We start from the raw sequence: 15,462 nt of genomic DNA on the forward strand, positions 1-15,462 counted from the left end.
TGAACTTGTGCGGTGGGATTGAATTTTTTCACCAACTTACTCAGCAATATGTTCACCCCGTTTAAATGCGCAAGCAAGAAGGCTTCGACTATTTTGTCACCCATGAGGATGAAGATTTTCACCAGTTTTACGAAACGATGCACAAGCCGACCATGAACTCCCGCTATGGGGAGTTCGCTCGCAGCGTCTCTCAGCTTGATCCGAGTAAAAACTGGTTGAACGCCCGTCTGATCGGCGTGCGCAACGGGGACGATCTCTACCGGACCAACGGCGCGCAGAACTTCGTGTACCACGCGATCCTCCATTGGGCCTCGAACGTCGGGAACATCGACGTGGTCGACTTCCAAGGCTGCGAGCCGTTTTTGACCAAGGGGACGTTCCAGTACAAAAAAAGGTTCGCGACCGAAGCGATTCTGCCGCCGAACCATTTTCATGACAAGCGCTTGCTGGTACAGGCGAATGTTCACTCGCCTGCCGTGCGCCAGTATCTGATCGAGAATCCCATGTTGGTGATCGACGATGAGGACAACCTCGGAGCCGGCTATTTCTTTGATGAACAGAACAAGCCGAGACTCGACCTGCCGTACCAATGCCCGGGGATCGGCTACCACGTACTGCTCGATCTCGATGAGCGGGCCGCGGCGACGAAGAAACCGATGTTCACCTGAAAAAAGGAGCTTCCCATTACGGAAGCTCCTTTTTTTCAAGAGCACCGAGAGAGTCATAGTTCCTGCTTAGGGTTTCCAGAGCAAGTACGAATCGATACAATATGGATAAGCCTACGGAAATCGAGGATGAAGAGAAAGGAAATCCCCTCTATGAACGTTCCCGCCTTATTTGAAGTATTACGAGTCTCATTCAAACTGGGTCTGACCTCATTTGGAGGACCTGTTGCTCACTTAGGGTACTTCCGAGCGGAGTACGTGGAGAAGCGAAAGTGGCTCGATGAGCGAGCCTTTGCCGATTTGGTGGCACTGTGTCAAGTCCTACCGGGACCTGCGAGTAGTCAGGTGGGGATCGCCATCGGCATGATGAGGGCTGGATGGTTGGGGGGCGTGGCTTCGTGGATTGGATTTACGATGCCGTCCGCGATCCTCTTAGCTGTATTTGCATGGCTTCTACAAGGAATGGATGCAGGTGAACCGAGTTGGCTCCACGGGTTGTTGGTCGCAGCTGTGGCGATCGTGGCACAGGCCGTCTGGGGGATGGCGAAATCTCTGACCCCGGATCGTCCACGAGCAACGCTTGCCGTCTGCGCAGCGATTGTGACGCTGCTCTGGCCTTCCGCACTGGTTCAAATCCTACTGATCCTTGCCGCCGGTTTGATTGGATGGACGTGGTTGGCTAAGCCGTCCGTAGTCAATGTCCAAGAGGCACCTCTGCATCTCTCAAAACGCGGGGCCGTGCTTTGCTTGCTCCTACTTGCCGCATGCTTGCTGGGTTTGCCGTGGGTTCGTCCTACATCTCCTTTGCTTGCGGAGTTCGATAGCTTTTTCAGAGTTGGTTCCCTGGTATTTGGCGGCGGGCACGTCGTGTTGCCTATGCTGCAAGCGGAAGTGGTTCCAACAGGTTGGATAACCGAAACGCAATTTCTAGCCGGGTATGGAGCGGCGCAGGCCGTGCCGGGGCCGCTGTTTACGTTCGCCTCATACATAGGTGCAATTCTGGCAGGTTGGAAAGGGGCCGTGATCGCCACGGTCGCCATTTTTCTCCCGTCGTTCTTGCTGGTGGGTGGCTCTCTGCCGTTTTGGTCGACTCTGCGGGGGATGCCGAAGGTTCAAGCGGTGTTGAATGGAATCAACGCAGCGGTGGTCGGCATTCTGCTCGCTGCCTTGTACAATCCGGTCTGGACCAAGGCGATCCGAGAACCGATAGACGTGGCGTTGGCGTTGTTGACATTCGGGTTGTTGGTTTTTTGGAAAGTACCCGCGTGGGTGGTAGTCCTCGTGTGTGGTGGGATTGGGAGCCTCTTGTACTAGAAGCTCCCCTTTTAATAGGAAGGAAGAACTTGATTTTTCACGATTGTCCCTAGAGCACGCGGCGAGACTACGGCAGAAAAACGAATCGAGGGTTAGCTAAGAGACGCTACCCGTCTTTGGGGCACCCTAGACCTCAGAAGCGGTGTGGTAAAATTGAGTATATAAACCGTGCTCGCAGGAGGTATTCATGCATTCTCATGCTGTCGAACTCGCTCAAACCTTTTTAACGGCAATCTTACTTGTCTTCTTCGTAGGGACGCTTGGCGGGAAGCTCTCCGAAAAGCTGCGCATCCCGGACGTGGTGCTGTTCATCCTCATCGGGATGTTGCTCTCGCCATCCGTATTGGATCTGGTGGACATCCGATCCGAATCGACCGCCAATCAAGCGATTCTCCTGTTCGGGGCGTCGTTCATCCTCTTCCACGGCGGCATGATTACGCGCCTGTCCGTGCTCAAGGAAGTCTGGCGGACGATCACGTTGCTTTCAACACTCGGGGTTGTCGTGACGGCTCTCGTGGTCGCCGTCGCCGCAGTCTGGATTTTCGACATGTCGTTTATGCCGGCGCTGTTGCTCGGGTCAATCTTGGCTTCCACAGACCCGGCGGCTCTCGTGCCGATCTTTCAAAAGTTTCCCGTGCGTCGCAAAGTCAGCCAGACGGTCATCACGGAGTCGGCGTTTACCGATGCGACCGGGGCGATCATGGCGACCGTTGTGTTCTCGCTGTTGATGACGACCGGAGCCGCCGTCGAGTGGGGCTCGATCGGGTTGCAGTTCGCACAGCTCGCATTGGGCGGGATCGTCGTCGGCGCCATCGTCGGATGGATCGCCGCTTTCCTAATCTCCGAGAACGACCGCGGTCTGCTTCGGGAGTTTGCCCCGATGGTCATCGTCATTACGGTGCTCGCCGCGTACTTGGGTGCGGAGTGGATTCATGCCAGCGGATTCATGAGCGTGTTCGTCGCCGGGTTGATGATCGGGAATGCGGAGTCGTTCAAACTGACCATCCTCCCCAAACAAGAGCACGCCGCTCACGAGTTCATCGACGCGGTGTCCTTGAAGTTGCGCATGTTGATCTTCATCTTGCTGGGCAGTCAAGTCGATTTCAGCGTTCTCCAGGATTACGGACTGCAAGGGCTGCTCGTCGTCTTGGTCTTCGTATTCCTCGCACGTCCGATCACCGTGCTGAGCTGCTTGCTGCCGGATCGCAGGGCGAAATGGAAACGCAACGAAATTCTCTTCCTGTTCTGGACGCGCGAAACGGGCGTCATCGCCGCCGCGTTGGTCGGGATCGTCGGAAGCTCCGGCTTGGAAGACGCGAAGCTGATGTCGGCGATCGCTTTCGTTGCGATTCTGTTCACGTTGCTCTTGCAAGCCAGCACGACGCCGTTCGTCGCGAAAAAGCTGGGACTTTTGGAGGAACAGCAAGTTCGCGAAAAAGGCCACCTGTGAAAAGGTGGCTCTTTTTTTATTCACGGACATACAATGAACACAATCGTCGTCTATCCTAAAGGTATTGCTTAATTCCTGATACTCCTATTGGGAAGCGGGGGAACCACATTTCCTGGGGCGCATCGTTGCTTGGGTGAATACCAAGCTCGTAGGGAACCATCTTTCCCGAGCCCGTCAGCTAACCTCGTCAGCGTAGAGATGGGTCAATTGCATGCAGGTTTCACACACATTGACCCGATGAGAACCGATGGGGTCTTTTTTGCGTAGTTTTTTTCGGACCCTATCGTTTTTTGGTAGGGTCTTTTTGCATGTTCACAGCCAAAAGACCCCGCCAAACCTGGTACACCAGCAATTGGGAGGGGATGTTGAAGTGAAAAGAAATGCAGTCGAGTTTCGCAATGTCACCAAATCGTATGGGGACAACGTGGTGATCGACAACTTGAATTTGTCGATCCCACAGGGCAACATCGTCGTGCTCGTCGGACCGTCCGGGTGCGGCAAGACGACCACGATGAAGATGATCAACCGCCTCATCGAGTCCACCTCAGGCGAAGTCCGCGTGTTTAACCAAGACATTCAAGCGCAGAATTCCGCCGAGCTCCGCCGCCGCATCGGGTATGTGATCCAGCAGATCGGTCTGTTTCCACACATGACGATCGCCGAGAACATCTCACTGGTACCGCGTTTGACCGATGGCAAAAAAGGTCATGATCTGACCAAGATTGATCAGTTGCTGGAACTGGTCGGGCTTGATGCAGCCTCGTATCGTGACCGCTACCCCGCCGAATTGTCGGGGGGCCAACAGCAGCGTGTCGGTGTGGCACGCGCGCTGATGGCGAATCCGCCCATCATCTTGATGGACGAACCGTTTTCCGCGCTCGACCCGATTACGCGGGAACAATTGCAAGACGAACTCATCCGTTTAAACCAAGAACTCCACAAAACCATCGTATTTGTCACGCACGACATGGACGAGGCGCTGAAGATCGCCGATGAACTCATCATCATGCAAGGCGGTCAAGTCATCCAGCAGGGCACTCCTGACCACATTCTGCGCCATCCTGTGAACGACTTTGTACGTGGTTTTATCGGGGAAAAACGTCTCGCGGCCAAACCGGCGCTCACCGTCGCCGACGTGATGCTCCTTCAACCGGTCAAGATGAGCCGCTACAAAGGCCTCGCCGAAGCGGTGCAGACCATGCAACGCAAGCGGGTCACCGCGATTCTCGTCGCCGATCAAGACGGCCGCTACCACGGAATTGCCGACACGGCCGATATCTACAAGCGCTATTCGGAGGAGTCCAAGACGCTCGCCGATGTCATGCGCACAGATGCACCGACCCTGCGTCCCGAAACTCCGCTGTGGGATGCGATCACGTTGGTGCAAGATGCACCCTACGGACACGTACCGGTCGTGAGCGGAGAGGGGAAACTCGTCGGGATCGTAACCCGCGCTTGCTTGGTCGATGTGCTTTCCAAACCTTATCTGGAGGAGGCGGCTGCAAGTGGTGAATGAACTTTTGACGACGTTCGCTGACCGTTGGACAGACATCTTGGAGTCGAGCCTGCAACATATGACGCTCTCGTTGATCGCGTTGTTCTGGGCGATCTTGATTTCGATTCCCTTGGGCGTTCTGTTGACTCGATATCGTAAATTGGCAGGGGCAGTTCTCGGACTCGTTTCCATCTTACAAACCATCCCGAGCCTTGCGTTGCTTGGGTTCATGATTCCCGTCTTCGGCATTGGGTCGGTTCCGGCGATCATTGCGATGGTCGCGTATGCGCTGCTTCCGATCCTTCGCAATACCTACACGGGCATTCTCGATGTGGATTCGGCGCTTCTCGAAGCGGGACGCGGCATGGGCATGACGCGTTTTCAATTGCTGAGAATGGTGGAACTGCCGCTCGCACGTCCGATGATCTTCGCCGGTATTCGCACCGCGACGGTCATGACGATCGGCGTGGCCACGCTCGCTTCGTTTATCGGGGCCGGTGGCCTCGGCGACTTGATCCTGCGCGGGATCTCGATGGTCGATACGGGCGTTATCTTGGCAGGGGCCGTTCCGGCGGCGGTGCTGGCGATTGTGTTCGACTTGCTTCTGGCTTGGATTGACCGCTTGGCAACGCCCAAAGGTCTGCGTATTCGAAAAGAACTGAACTAATTTTACGAGGGGGACGATTTTTTGAAAAAAGGAACAATCAAAGCTTTGCTTGCAGGTACACTCGCTGTTTCGCTTGCCGGATTGGTGACGGGGTGCTCCGCCGTGACCGGTTCGAAAGCGTCCGATGAAATCACAGTCGTCGGCAAAAACTTCACGGAACAAGACATCATGGCGAACTTGGTCGGGCTGATGTTGGAGAAAAACACCGACCTCAAAGTCAAAACCAAATCCTACCTCGGCGGCACGGACGTCTGTTTCAGCGCCATGAAGAGCGGCAGCGCCGACGTCTACGTCGAATACACCGGCACGGGCCTCGTGAACATCATGGGAGAAAAAGTGATGAGCGACTCCGACGCCGTCTATCAAAAAGTGAAAAACGAGTTCCCCGACAAATACAAAATCGAATGGCTGAACCCCATCGGGTTCAACAACACGTACGCGATCGCCGTCACACAGGAAACGGCGAAACAGTACAACTTGAAAACCGTCTCCGATCTCAAAGCGCACCAAGGCGAGATCGTGTTCGGCACGGAGCAGGAATTCCTCGACCGCGACGACGGCCTCAAGGGGATGAAGAGCACCTACGGCTTGAACTTCAAAGACGTCAAAGCGATGGACCCCGGACTCAAGTACCAAGCGCTCACCTCCGGAAAAGTCCAAGCGATTGACGCGTTCACCACAGACGGCCAATTGGCGAAAAACAACCTCGTGCTGCTCGCAGACGATCAGCATTTCTTCCCGCCGTACTACGCTGCGCCGATCGTGCGAAGTGAAGTGCTGAAGCAACACCCGGAAGTCGGAGATGTGTTGAACAAGCTGGCCGGAAAAATCGACGAGAAGCAAATGGCGGAACTGAACGCCGAAGTGGATATCGAGAAGAAAAAGGCCGGCGACGTTGCAGAACACTGGTTGGAAGAGCAAGGGCTCGTGAAAAAGTAAGACAAGCAAAGAGGTGTACCCGACATGCAGAGCGGGTACACCTCTTTTTTTTGAGGAAGTCAGCTTTCTTCCGTTTGCAAGAGAATCAACTCGTCCAGTTTTTGTTCCCGTTTTCTGCGGAGGCGCGAAATTTCTTTGTACTCAGCCCGCAGGGCTTTGTGGATCGAGTAGCACATCAGCAACATGATGATGGAGAAGGGGAGCGCAGTCACAATGGAAGCGGTCTGCAAAGCTTGGAGCCCGCCGCTGAGCAACAACACGACAGCGATTGCGGCTTGTAGGACCCCCCATGTGATTTTGACTCTGTTCGACGGGTTCAAGTCCCCCTCGGAGGAGAGCATGCCGAGAACGAACGTTGCCGAATCGGCGGAGGTGACGAAGAACGTCACGATCAAGAGCGTGGCCAACAACGATACCCAATACCCTAAGGGAAGGTGTGCGAGCGTGCTGAAGAGGGCGGCCGTATTGTCCTGTAGCACGGCTTGTGCGATCCCGTAGTGCTCGAAGAGTTCAAAGTGCAACGCGGTGCCGCCAAAAACGGAAAACCAAACGAAACTCATGAAACTGGGTACCAACATCACACCGATCACAAATTCCTTGATCGTTCGACCTTTGGAAACCCTCGCGATGAACATGCCGACAAACGGGGCCCACGCAATCCACCACGCCCAGTAGAACAAAGTCCAGTCGCCCACCCACGTACCGCCGGAAAAAGGGGTCAGCCGCAAGCTCATCTGCACGAGATTCTGCAGATAGTCCCCAAGGGTCGTCGTGAAGGTGTCAAACAAAAAGGAAGTCGGGCCGAGCAGGAGCGTGAACAGAAGCAGCGCAAACGCCACGTAGAGGTTGAGGTTGCTGAGTGCTTTGATTCCTTTTTCCAGACCGGTTGTGGAAGAGAGCAGATACAGAATCAACAGAACCACCATGATCCCGATCTGCATCACAGGAGAGATCGGAGAGTTGAAGACGGAATGCAAACCGCCGTTGATTTGCAAGGCTCCAAATCCAAGCGATGTCGCAACGCCGAACACAGTGGCCAAGATCGCGAGGATGTCGATGGTTTTGCCGATGGGTCCGTTCACACGGTCTCCAAGCAGCGGGAGGAACGTGGAACTGATCAACCCCTTCGCACCTTTGCGGAACTGGAAGTAGGCAAGCACCAAACCGAGAATGGAGTAGATCGCCCAAGGCTGGAGACCCCAATGGAAAAACGAGTAGCGCATGGCAACGCGCGCGGCTTCCGGCGTGCTACCGGGAGTTCCAAGCGGTGGGTTCACGTAATGGTCGATCGGTTCTGCCACGCCCCAAAACACCAACCCGATCCCCATGCCGGCGCTAAACAGCATGGCGAACCACGTCAAGTCGGAGAACTCAGGCTCGGAATCATCCGGACCAAGTCGAACGGTGCCGTACTTGCTAAACGCTAAATAGATGGAAAAGCCCAGCACAAACACGGTGGCAATCAAATAAAACCAGCCGAACTTCGCCGTTGTAAGCGCCAATAATTGATTGGCCACGTCCAACAACTGGCTGGGAAAAACGGCACCCCATATAACAAATAATCCTACGATGGCAATCGCGACATAGAAGACCATGTGAACCCCTCCGAAAGTATGGATGGTAACAGTGTCTCCAAAAAGTAGAAGATCAACGAGGAATTATGGAAGAGGACGATGTGAGATCGTTGCGTGTACATCGCATATTTAAAGCGCATTCATCACTTGGAAGTTTATTTACTAATCAGCCTTACATTTCCTGATTGGCGGGACAACTGGATTCAAGGGATTAAATTTTGCTAGACAGCCCCTACTTGTATCACTAGAATGAGTCTGTATCAGTAGAATGTTACTAACTTGGCGGGGTAGCTGAGGTAGACAAATTTGGGGGAAAACGTGATGAATACTGGGATTTTAGGCAAAAAAACGGAAGTGAGTCCCGTTGTCGCTGCACTGTCCCGTGGTCAGCGAGCGATGTGGTTTTTATGGAACATGAACCGAAGCGGAGCCGAATACGGCCTGCCGATGGCTTGGACCGTTCCATCGACGCTCGATATCACCGCTTTGCAAGGAGCTATGCAGGATCTGGTTGCTCGACACCCGATCATGCGCACGACGTATGCAGTTCGTCAGGGAGAGCCTGTCCAAGTGATCCACCCTGAGGGCGAAGCACACCTTCAACTCGTGGACGCATCGGGTTGGGACACGGAGCAACTGCATTCCCATTTAATAGAAGAAACACACGCTCCCTTTGATCTTGAAAAAGGGCCTGTTTTCCGCGCTCATCTTTTTTCCCGTTCCCACAACGAACACGTCCTCCTCCTGAACAGCCATCACATCGCGTCGGACACATGGACGCTGATCGTTTTGATGGAGGAGTTGGGGATGCTCTATCGTTCGCGGGTTGCCGGTCTGTCACCCGACCTCCCGCCGACCGGACTTTCCTATACAGACTATGTGCTTTGGCAAGATCAGATGTTGGCAGACAGCCGAGGAGCGGAGCATTGGGACTACTGGCAATCGCTACTCGCCGCTCCGCCTGTCTTGGATTTGCCGACAGACCGTCCAAGACCGCTGGTACAGACTCATAACGGTGCGGGCTATCCCTTTGAGCTAAGCCGAGAAGTCACCACGGAATTGCGCAAACTTGCGAAGTCGGAGGATGTTACTTTTTATACAGTCTTGCTGGCAACGTTTTACGTCTTGCTGTACCGATACACCGGACAGGAGGACCTCGTCGTCGGCTCGCCCCGCTTCGGACGACCGCCTGTCGGGTATGAGCGAACTCTCGGGTACTTCGCGAGTCCGTGTGCTCTGCGTACACAAGTTGACGGCGAGATGTCCTACTCCCGGTTCCTGACTCAAGTCCGAAAAGTCTTAGTCGGGGCCAAGGAGCATCAAGATTTCCCGTTCCCGCTGTTGGTGGAGCGACTGGGGTTGCAGCGCGATCTCAGCCGCTCTCCTGTGTTTCAGGTGGCCTTCACCTACCAAAAATCGCATCTCGCACACATGCAGGGAGTTGCCGCTGCGCGAATGGGGTTTGGCGGGGCACAGATTGATCTATCCGGCCTTCAATTGGAATCGTACCCGTTGGAACAGCACAGCGTGAAGTTTGATCTCGACTTTGTCGTTGAGGAAGTGGACGGTTCCTTGCGCGCGGTTTGTTGGTACAACACAGATCTTTGGAACGGGGAGACGATCGGGTATCTGGTGGATCATTATCAGGGCTTGTTGGTCGGCGCTGCACAGAACCCGCATGAACGTTTGGATCGTCTGCCCATGCTGACAACTCGTGAACTCGAAGCGTACTCGGCGTGGAATGCGACCGAGGCCCCTTTTTCAGAGAGGTGTGCCCATCATCTGTTTGAGGAGCGGGCGGCACGCACTCCGCATGCACCGGCCCTGCGATTCGGGGGACGAGAAATCTCCTACGACGAACTCAATCGCCGTGCCAACCGATTGGCGCACCACTTGCGCCGCCTTGGTTTGAAAAAAGGCCAACTCGTCGGCCTGAGCATGGAGCGTCGACCGGAATTGGTCATCGGCGTCCTCGCCATCTTGAAAGCGGGCGGTGCCTACTTGCCGCTGGACCCGACATATCCCCAAGACCGTTTGACCTACATGGTAGAGGACGCCGAAGTCCGGTTGCTTCTGACTCAAGAGTCTTTGCGCGGACAACTTCCGGCAGAGGGCGTGCAACAAGTCTTCGTGGATGGGGATTCCGCCGCCCTCGAACAGGAGCCGACAGACAACCTCGAATCCTGGTCTACGCCTGACGACCTCGCCTACGTCATCTACACGTCCGGTTCCACAGGCCGTCCGAAGGGTGTGCTGCTTGAACATCGCGGGCTGTCGAATCTCGTGCTGGCACAAATTGAAGCGTTTGAGATTGATTCTGACAGTCGGGTGTTGCAGTTTGCGTCGTTCAGTTTCGACGCGTCTGTTTCTGAAATTTTCACGACGTTGTGCGCGGGCGCAACTCTCTGCTTGGCACCCAAATCGGATGTGATACCGGGTTCTGCGCTGGTCGCGACCCTCAACGAGAACGCCGTTACGGTCGTTACATTGCCCCCCACGGTGTTGGCTCTGTTGCAGCCCGCAGACGTGCCGACTCTGAAAACGGTGGTAACGGCAGGCGAGGCATGCAGTTTGGAATTGGCGAAGCGTTGGGCAGAAGGTCGTCGTTTCGTAAATGCATATGGGCCGACAGAAGCCACGGTCGGTGCGACGTTTGCTCACCTGCACCCGGATACGGATCGCGTGACCATCGGTCGTCCCATCGCAAACGCCAAAGTGTATATTCTCGACACATTCGGGCAACCCACGGCACTGGGTGTCGCAGGGGAGATGTATATCGCCGGGGTAGGTCTTGCCCGCGGCTATCTCGGCCGCCCGGACCTCACCGCAGAACGCTTCCTCCCCGATCCCTTCGGGCAACCGGGGGAGCGCATGTACAAAACGGGCGACTTGGCCCGTTGGCTTCCGGACGGTCGCTTGGAGTTCTTGGGACGTCTCGACCATCAGGTAAAAATTCGCGGGTTCCGCATCGAACTGGGTGAGCTGGAATCGGTCATCGCGGAGTACACAGGCATTCGTGAAGCGCTCGTCGTGGCACGCACGGAGAAAAACGGCGACCAACGTCTGGTCGCCTACGCCATCTCGCACGATGTGACAGGAAGTAGCGTGGCAGACGTAAAAGCCTACGTACAAAGCAAACTGCCTGACTTCATGGTCCCGTCCGCTTTTATCTTCCTAGAAAAATGGCCCCTGACTCCCAATGGCAAGATTGACCGCAAGGCCCTGCCGGCCCCGACGGAGCGCAAGGCTGCGAGCAACACGATCTTGCCGCAAGACCCGCTGGAGCAACAAATTTCCGACATCTGGCAGGACGTTCTCGGACTTAGCGCCGTGGGGATCGACGACAATTTCTTCGAGGTCGGAGGTCATTCTCTCAGCATCGTGCAAATCGAGGTGCGGATAAAAGAAGATCTGGGCCTCTCCGTCCCCACGATGGACCTGTTCCGTTTTCCCACGATCCGTTCGCTTGCCAATCATTTGCGCACCACGCAAAACACGGAAAGCAAACAGACAACGATGCAAAAAAAATCCACACCCAGCCCCACCGACACCGACATCGCCATCATCGGCATGGCAGGCCGTTTTCCGGGCGCCGACAACGTCGATGAATTCTGGAACAACTTGGTCGCAGGTGTAGAGTCCGTTAGAGACTTGTCGGAGAAGCAATTGGTGGCGGCGGGCGTTGACCCAACCCTTTTTCAAGACCCTCGGTATGTGAAGCGCAAGGGCACCTTGGACGGCGTGGAGATGTTCGACGCACCGTTCTTCGGCTTCCCTCCGCGTGAGGCGCAGATGATGGACCCGCAGCAACGCTTGTTCTTGGAAGTGGGCTGGCAGGCGCTTGAGCACGCGGGATACAGCTCGCACTCCTACTCCGGCCGAATCGGCGTCTATGGCGGCACGGGAAGACCGGGCTATCTGCTCCATCATCTCAAGACCAACCCGGAGTCTGCCGCAGAGCTTTTCCAGACGACCATTTTGAATGAAAAAGATTTCCTGTCCACTCGCCTCGCGTACAAACTGAACTTGCGCGGTCCGGCGCTGACGGTGCAAACGGCTTGTTCGACGTCGTTGGTCGCGGTACACATCGCCTGCCAACAACTGCTTCAGGGAGATTGCGACATGGCGATGGCGGGCGGCGTATCCATCGAGGTTCCGCATGGAACGGGGTATCTCTATCAGGAGGGGCACATTTTATCCCCCGATGGTCATTGCCGAGCGTTTGATGCCGATGCTCGCGGCACAGTTCGCGGAAGTGGCGGCGCTGTCGTGGTCTTGAAACGCCTCGCAGATGCAGAAGCCAACGGAGATACAGTCTGGGCTGTGATCAAAGGCTCGGCGATCAACAACGACGGCAGCATGAAAGTGGGCTATACGGCCCCGAGCGTGGACGGGCAAGCTGATGCGATTGAACAGGCGCTTCAACGTGCAGGCGTAGATCCGCGCACGATCGGTTTCGTCGAAGCGCACGGTACGGGCACGCCGCTGGGCGACCCGATTGAAGTGGCGGCCCTCACGCAGACCTATCGAAAGTACACGGCAGATCAGGGCTACTGCTTCCTCGGCTCGGTAAAAACCAACGTCGGGCATCTCGACGCAGCGGCAGGTGTCACAGGCTTGATCAAAGCAGCCCTCGCCCTGCATTACGGCGTCGTTCCGCCCACGCTCCACTTCGAGACGCCCAACCCGAAACTGAGTTTGGAAACCTCCCCGTTTGTCGTGAACAACCAACCGGCGAAGTGGGATCGCTCCCGAACCTCTCCCCGCCGTGCGGCCGTCTCTTCCTTTGGCATTGGCGGGACCAACGCCCACGTCATTTTGGAGGAAGCTCCGGAGCAAACAACCACAAGTTCCGGTCGTCCCCATCACGTGCTGATGCTCTCCGCGAAATCGGAGCGTGCGTTGTCTGCGATGACCGCCAACTTGGAGCAACACTTGCGGGAAAAAACCGATGTGAATCTGGCGGATGTCGCGTACACCCTGCAAGTGGGACGAACTCATTTTCCGCATCGTCAAGCCGTGGTCTGTGACAGCCGTTCCGGGGCGGTGGAAGCTCTGGCGACTCCATCCCAACGCCAAACCGCTGTAGGGATGCCAACCGCCAACTCGCGTGTGGTCTTCCTGTTCCCCGGTCAAGGGTTGCAAAAAGTGAACATGGGACGGGACTTGTACGAATCGGAGCCCGAGTTCCGCGAGTGCGTGGATGCTTGTGCGGAACTTCTGCATCCGTTGCTGGGCCTTGATCTGCGCACGGTGCTCTATCCGGAGCAACAGGACGTCGAGAAGTCTGCGGCACGACTCGCCCAGACCGCCATCACACAACCTGCTCTGTTCGTCGTCGAGTACGCGCTGTCCCGTTTGCTCATGACGTGGGGCGTTCACCCGCAAGCGATGATGGGACACAGCTTGGGGGAGTACGTCGCGGCTTGCTTGGCGGGCGTGATGACCTTGCCCGATGCACTCAAACTGGTCGCCGCTCGCGGGCAATTGGTGCAAAAACTGCCCGGCGGTGCGATGCTTGCCGTCGAGTCCACACCTGAACAACTCCATCCTTTCTTGAAAAAAGGTGTCGATCTTGCGGTGGTCAACGGTCCGCAGGCGTGCGTGCTCGCGGGAACGGTCGAAGCAATGGAAGCTCTGCAAAACGAACTCACAGAGGCGGGCTTGCGTTGGCAAAACGTGCGAACCTCACATGCCTTCCATTCTTCGATGCTCGACCCGATTCTGGACGAGTTCTCGGCTATCGTCAGCGAAATCGATTTGCATGAACCGAAGATTCCCTATGTCACGAACGTCACCGGCACGTGGGTCACTCCGCAAGAAGCGACCGACCCGGCTCATTGGGTTCGGCACATGCGTCAAACGGTGCTTTTTGCAGACGGGCTCCATCCCTTGTTGCAAGAACCGGGAGGCATCGTCTTGGAAGTGGGTCCGGGTCAGGCGTTCACCTCGGTCGTGAAACGTCATCCGAAAAAAGACAACGTGGTCTTGGCCGCCCCGACGCTTGCGACGACTTCGGATTCCTCTGACTACACCACATTGCTCATGACCTTGGGCCGCCTCTGGATCGCGGGACTTACGCCCGAATGGGAGAACCTGTACGCGCATGAAGCTCGGCGGCGTGTGGCGTTGCCCGTATATCCCTTCGACCGCCATCGGTACTGGTTGGAAGCTCGTCCGACTTCTCAGATGCACGGGGAGTGGATGGACGAAGTCGCCGCGACTTCCGAAGCGGAGTACGAGCCGACCCAAGTCGAATACCGCCCCGATCCGAAAGTGATCGGGCCTCGGGACGAGGTGGAGTTGGAACTGGTCAAAGTGTTCGAGGAAGTCTTGGGCATGGCGCCAGTCGGCGTCACCGACAGTTTCTTCGACTTGGGGGGAAGCTCGCTGTCCGCCCTGAGCGTCATGATCCGTCTGGAACAGGTCTTCGGCACCTCGCTCTCCAACGCAGTCTTGCTCGAAAGCCCGACGGTCGAAGCGTTGGCGCAAGTGTTGCGAGCGGGAGGCAAGTCGTCGGGAAGTTCGCGCATGGTGGGAATTCGAACGACGGGCAAGCAAGCGCCGATCTTCTGCATTCATCCCTATGGCGGGCATACGACAGGCTATTTTGAGCTGATCCGTTATCTGGGAGCCGATCAGCCGGTCTACGGCATCCAGTCGAGCGGGTTGCAGGGGGAAGCAGTTCCCTTCACTCGATTTGAAGACATGGCGACCGACTACATTCAATTGATCAAATCGAAGCAGCCGGTCGGTCCCTACACGCTCGTCGGGCACTCGATGGGCGGATGCATTGCGTATGAGATGGCTCAGCAATTGCGGCAAGTGGGAGAAGAGGTTGCCCTGCTGGCCCTCTTGGATTCCCGTGCCCAGAATTTCAGCGTACAACCCCTCTATCGAAACGGCGAATACGGCGAGATGGCAAGCAAAGGCTGGCTCAGTGACGAAGCGGTGATGCTTGGCATCCTGCTTCCGAAGTTGTCGTTGGACTGGGAGCAATTGCGCGGGATTCCGACCGAAGAACACTGGCTCCATGCGCTGGAAGCTGCCAAGAAACAGGGCTTGCTGCCGCTTGGCACCGGGGAAGACCAAATTCGGAACCTGCTCGCCGTAACCCGAGCAAACGATGAAGCGCTGCGCACCTACCAACCGCAGCCGTATCAGGGAGATCTCTTGCTCTTCTGCGGCGAAGACGGTTTCGCCAAGCAGTTCGGGGAACCTGAATTGGGCTGGGGCGACTTGGTTTCCGGGAGATTCGAAGCGGTGCAGGTGCCCGGCAATCACCACAGCATCATGACGGGAACGAACGTCGAGGCCGTCGCACGACATTTGCAAAAACGTCTCCGTGAGTTGTAAAC

The 15,462-nt window shown here is 56.2% G+C and carries 8 protein-coding genes and 1 riboswitch; of the genes, 7 read left to right on the top strand and 1 reads right to left on the bottom strand.

The genetic code is table 11. The features are described 5' to 3' along the window. The first annotated feature begins 65 nt into the window (after positions 1-65). The 6 genes from JJB07_RS03230 to JJB07_RS03255 all read left to right on the top strand — a co-directional run bounded on the left by JJB07_RS03230 (position 66) and on the right by JJB07_RS03255 (position 6,530). Positions 66-668, top strand: a complete 603-nt coding sequence (locus JJB07_RS03230; protein ID WP_201631055.1) for a hypothetical protein — start codon at positions 66-68, stop codon at positions 666-668. Positions 669-818: 150 nt separating this feature from the next. Continuing rightward, positions 819-1,979, top strand: coding sequence for a chromate transporter (locus JJB07_RS03235; protein ID WP_236587579.1), 1,161 nt, complete (start codon positions 819-821; stop codon positions 1,977-1,979). Between the two features lie 187 nt (positions 1,980-2,166). Beyond that, positions 2,167-3,429, top strand: a complete 1,263-nt coding sequence (locus JJB07_RS03240) for a cation:proton antiporter (protein ID WP_201631069.1) — start codon at positions 2,167-2,169, stop codon at positions 3,427-3,429. A 55-nt stretch (positions 3,430-3,484) separates the two neighbouring features. Beyond that, positions 3,485-3,636: riboswitch (cyclic di-AMP (ydaO/yuaA leader) on the top strand. Between the two features lie 163 nt (positions 3,637-3,799). Further along, positions 3,800-4,945 carry an ABC transporter ATP-binding protein gene (locus JJB07_RS03245; protein WP_347338312.1) on the top strand — a complete coding sequence of 382 codons (1,146 nt, stop codon included), beginning with the start codon at positions 3,800-3,802 and terminating at the stop codon, positions 4,943-4,945. After that, a complete protein-coding gene (locus JJB07_RS03250) occupies positions 4,896-5,591 on the top strand; it encodes an ABC transporter permease (protein WP_430727201.1) in 696 nt (231 codons plus the stop codon). Before JJB07_RS03245 ends, JJB07_RS03250 begins: the two co-directional genes overlap by 50 nt. A gap of 21 nt (positions 5,592-5,612) precedes the next feature. Continuing rightward, positions 5,613-6,530: an ABC transporter substrate-binding protein gene (locus JJB07_RS03255; RefSeq protein ID WP_236587580.1), complete on the top strand. Its 918-nt coding sequence runs from the start codon at positions 5,613-5,615 to the stop codon at positions 6,528-6,530. A gap of 59 nt (positions 6,531-6,589) precedes the next feature. Here JJB07_RS03255 and JJB07_RS03260 read toward each other — a convergent pair whose 3' ends face one another. Continuing rightward, positions 6,590-8,125 carry a glycine betaine uptake BCCT transporter gene (locus JJB07_RS03260; RefSeq protein WP_201631073.1) on the bottom strand — a complete coding sequence of 512 codons (1,536 nt, stop codon included), beginning with the start codon at positions 8,123-8,125 and terminating at the stop codon, positions 6,590-6,592. Between the two features lie 300 nt (positions 8,126-8,425). Here JJB07_RS03260 and JJB07_RS03265 point away from each other — a divergent pair, with 300 nt between their 5' ends. After that, positions 8,426-15,460 carry a hybrid non-ribosomal peptide synthetase/type I polyketide synthase gene (locus JJB07_RS03265; RefSeq protein WP_201631075.1) on the top strand — a complete coding sequence of 2,345 codons (7,035 nt, stop codon included), beginning with the start codon at positions 8,426-8,428 and terminating at the stop codon, positions 15,458-15,460. Positions 15,461-15,462: the final 2 nt, after the last annotated feature.

Source organism: Tumebacillus amylolyticus (genome assembly GCF_016722965.1).
Taxonomy (GTDB): domain Bacteria; phylum Bacillota; class Bacilli; order Tumebacillales; family Tumebacillaceae; genus Tumebacillus; species Tumebacillus amylolyticus.

Bases quoted from the DNA above. Each gene is read 5' to 3' on its own strand.
- JJB07_RS03230 (WP_201631055.1), top strand. From the start codon at position 66: ATGCGCAAGCAAGAAGGCTTCGACTATTTTGTCACCCATGAGGATGAA.
- JJB07_RS03235 (WP_236587579.1), top strand. From the start codon at position 819: ATGAACGTTCCCGCCTTATTTGAAGTATTACGAGTCTCATTCAAACTG.
- JJB07_RS03240 (WP_201631069.1), top strand. From the start codon at position 2,167: ATGCATTCTCATGCTGTCGAACTCGCTCAAACCTTTTTAACGGCAATC.
- JJB07_RS03250 (WP_430727201.1), top strand. From the start codon at position 4,896: ATGTGCTTTCCAAACCTTATCTGGAGGAGGCGGCTGCAAGTGGTGAAT.
- JJB07_RS03260 (WP_201631073.1), bottom strand. From the start codon at position 8,125: ATGGTCTTCTATGTCGCGATTGCCATCGTAGGATTATTTGTTATATGG.
- JJB07_RS03265 (WP_201631075.1), top strand. From the start codon at position 8,426: ATGAATACTGGGATTTTAGGCAAAAAAACGGAAGTGAGTCCCGTTGTC.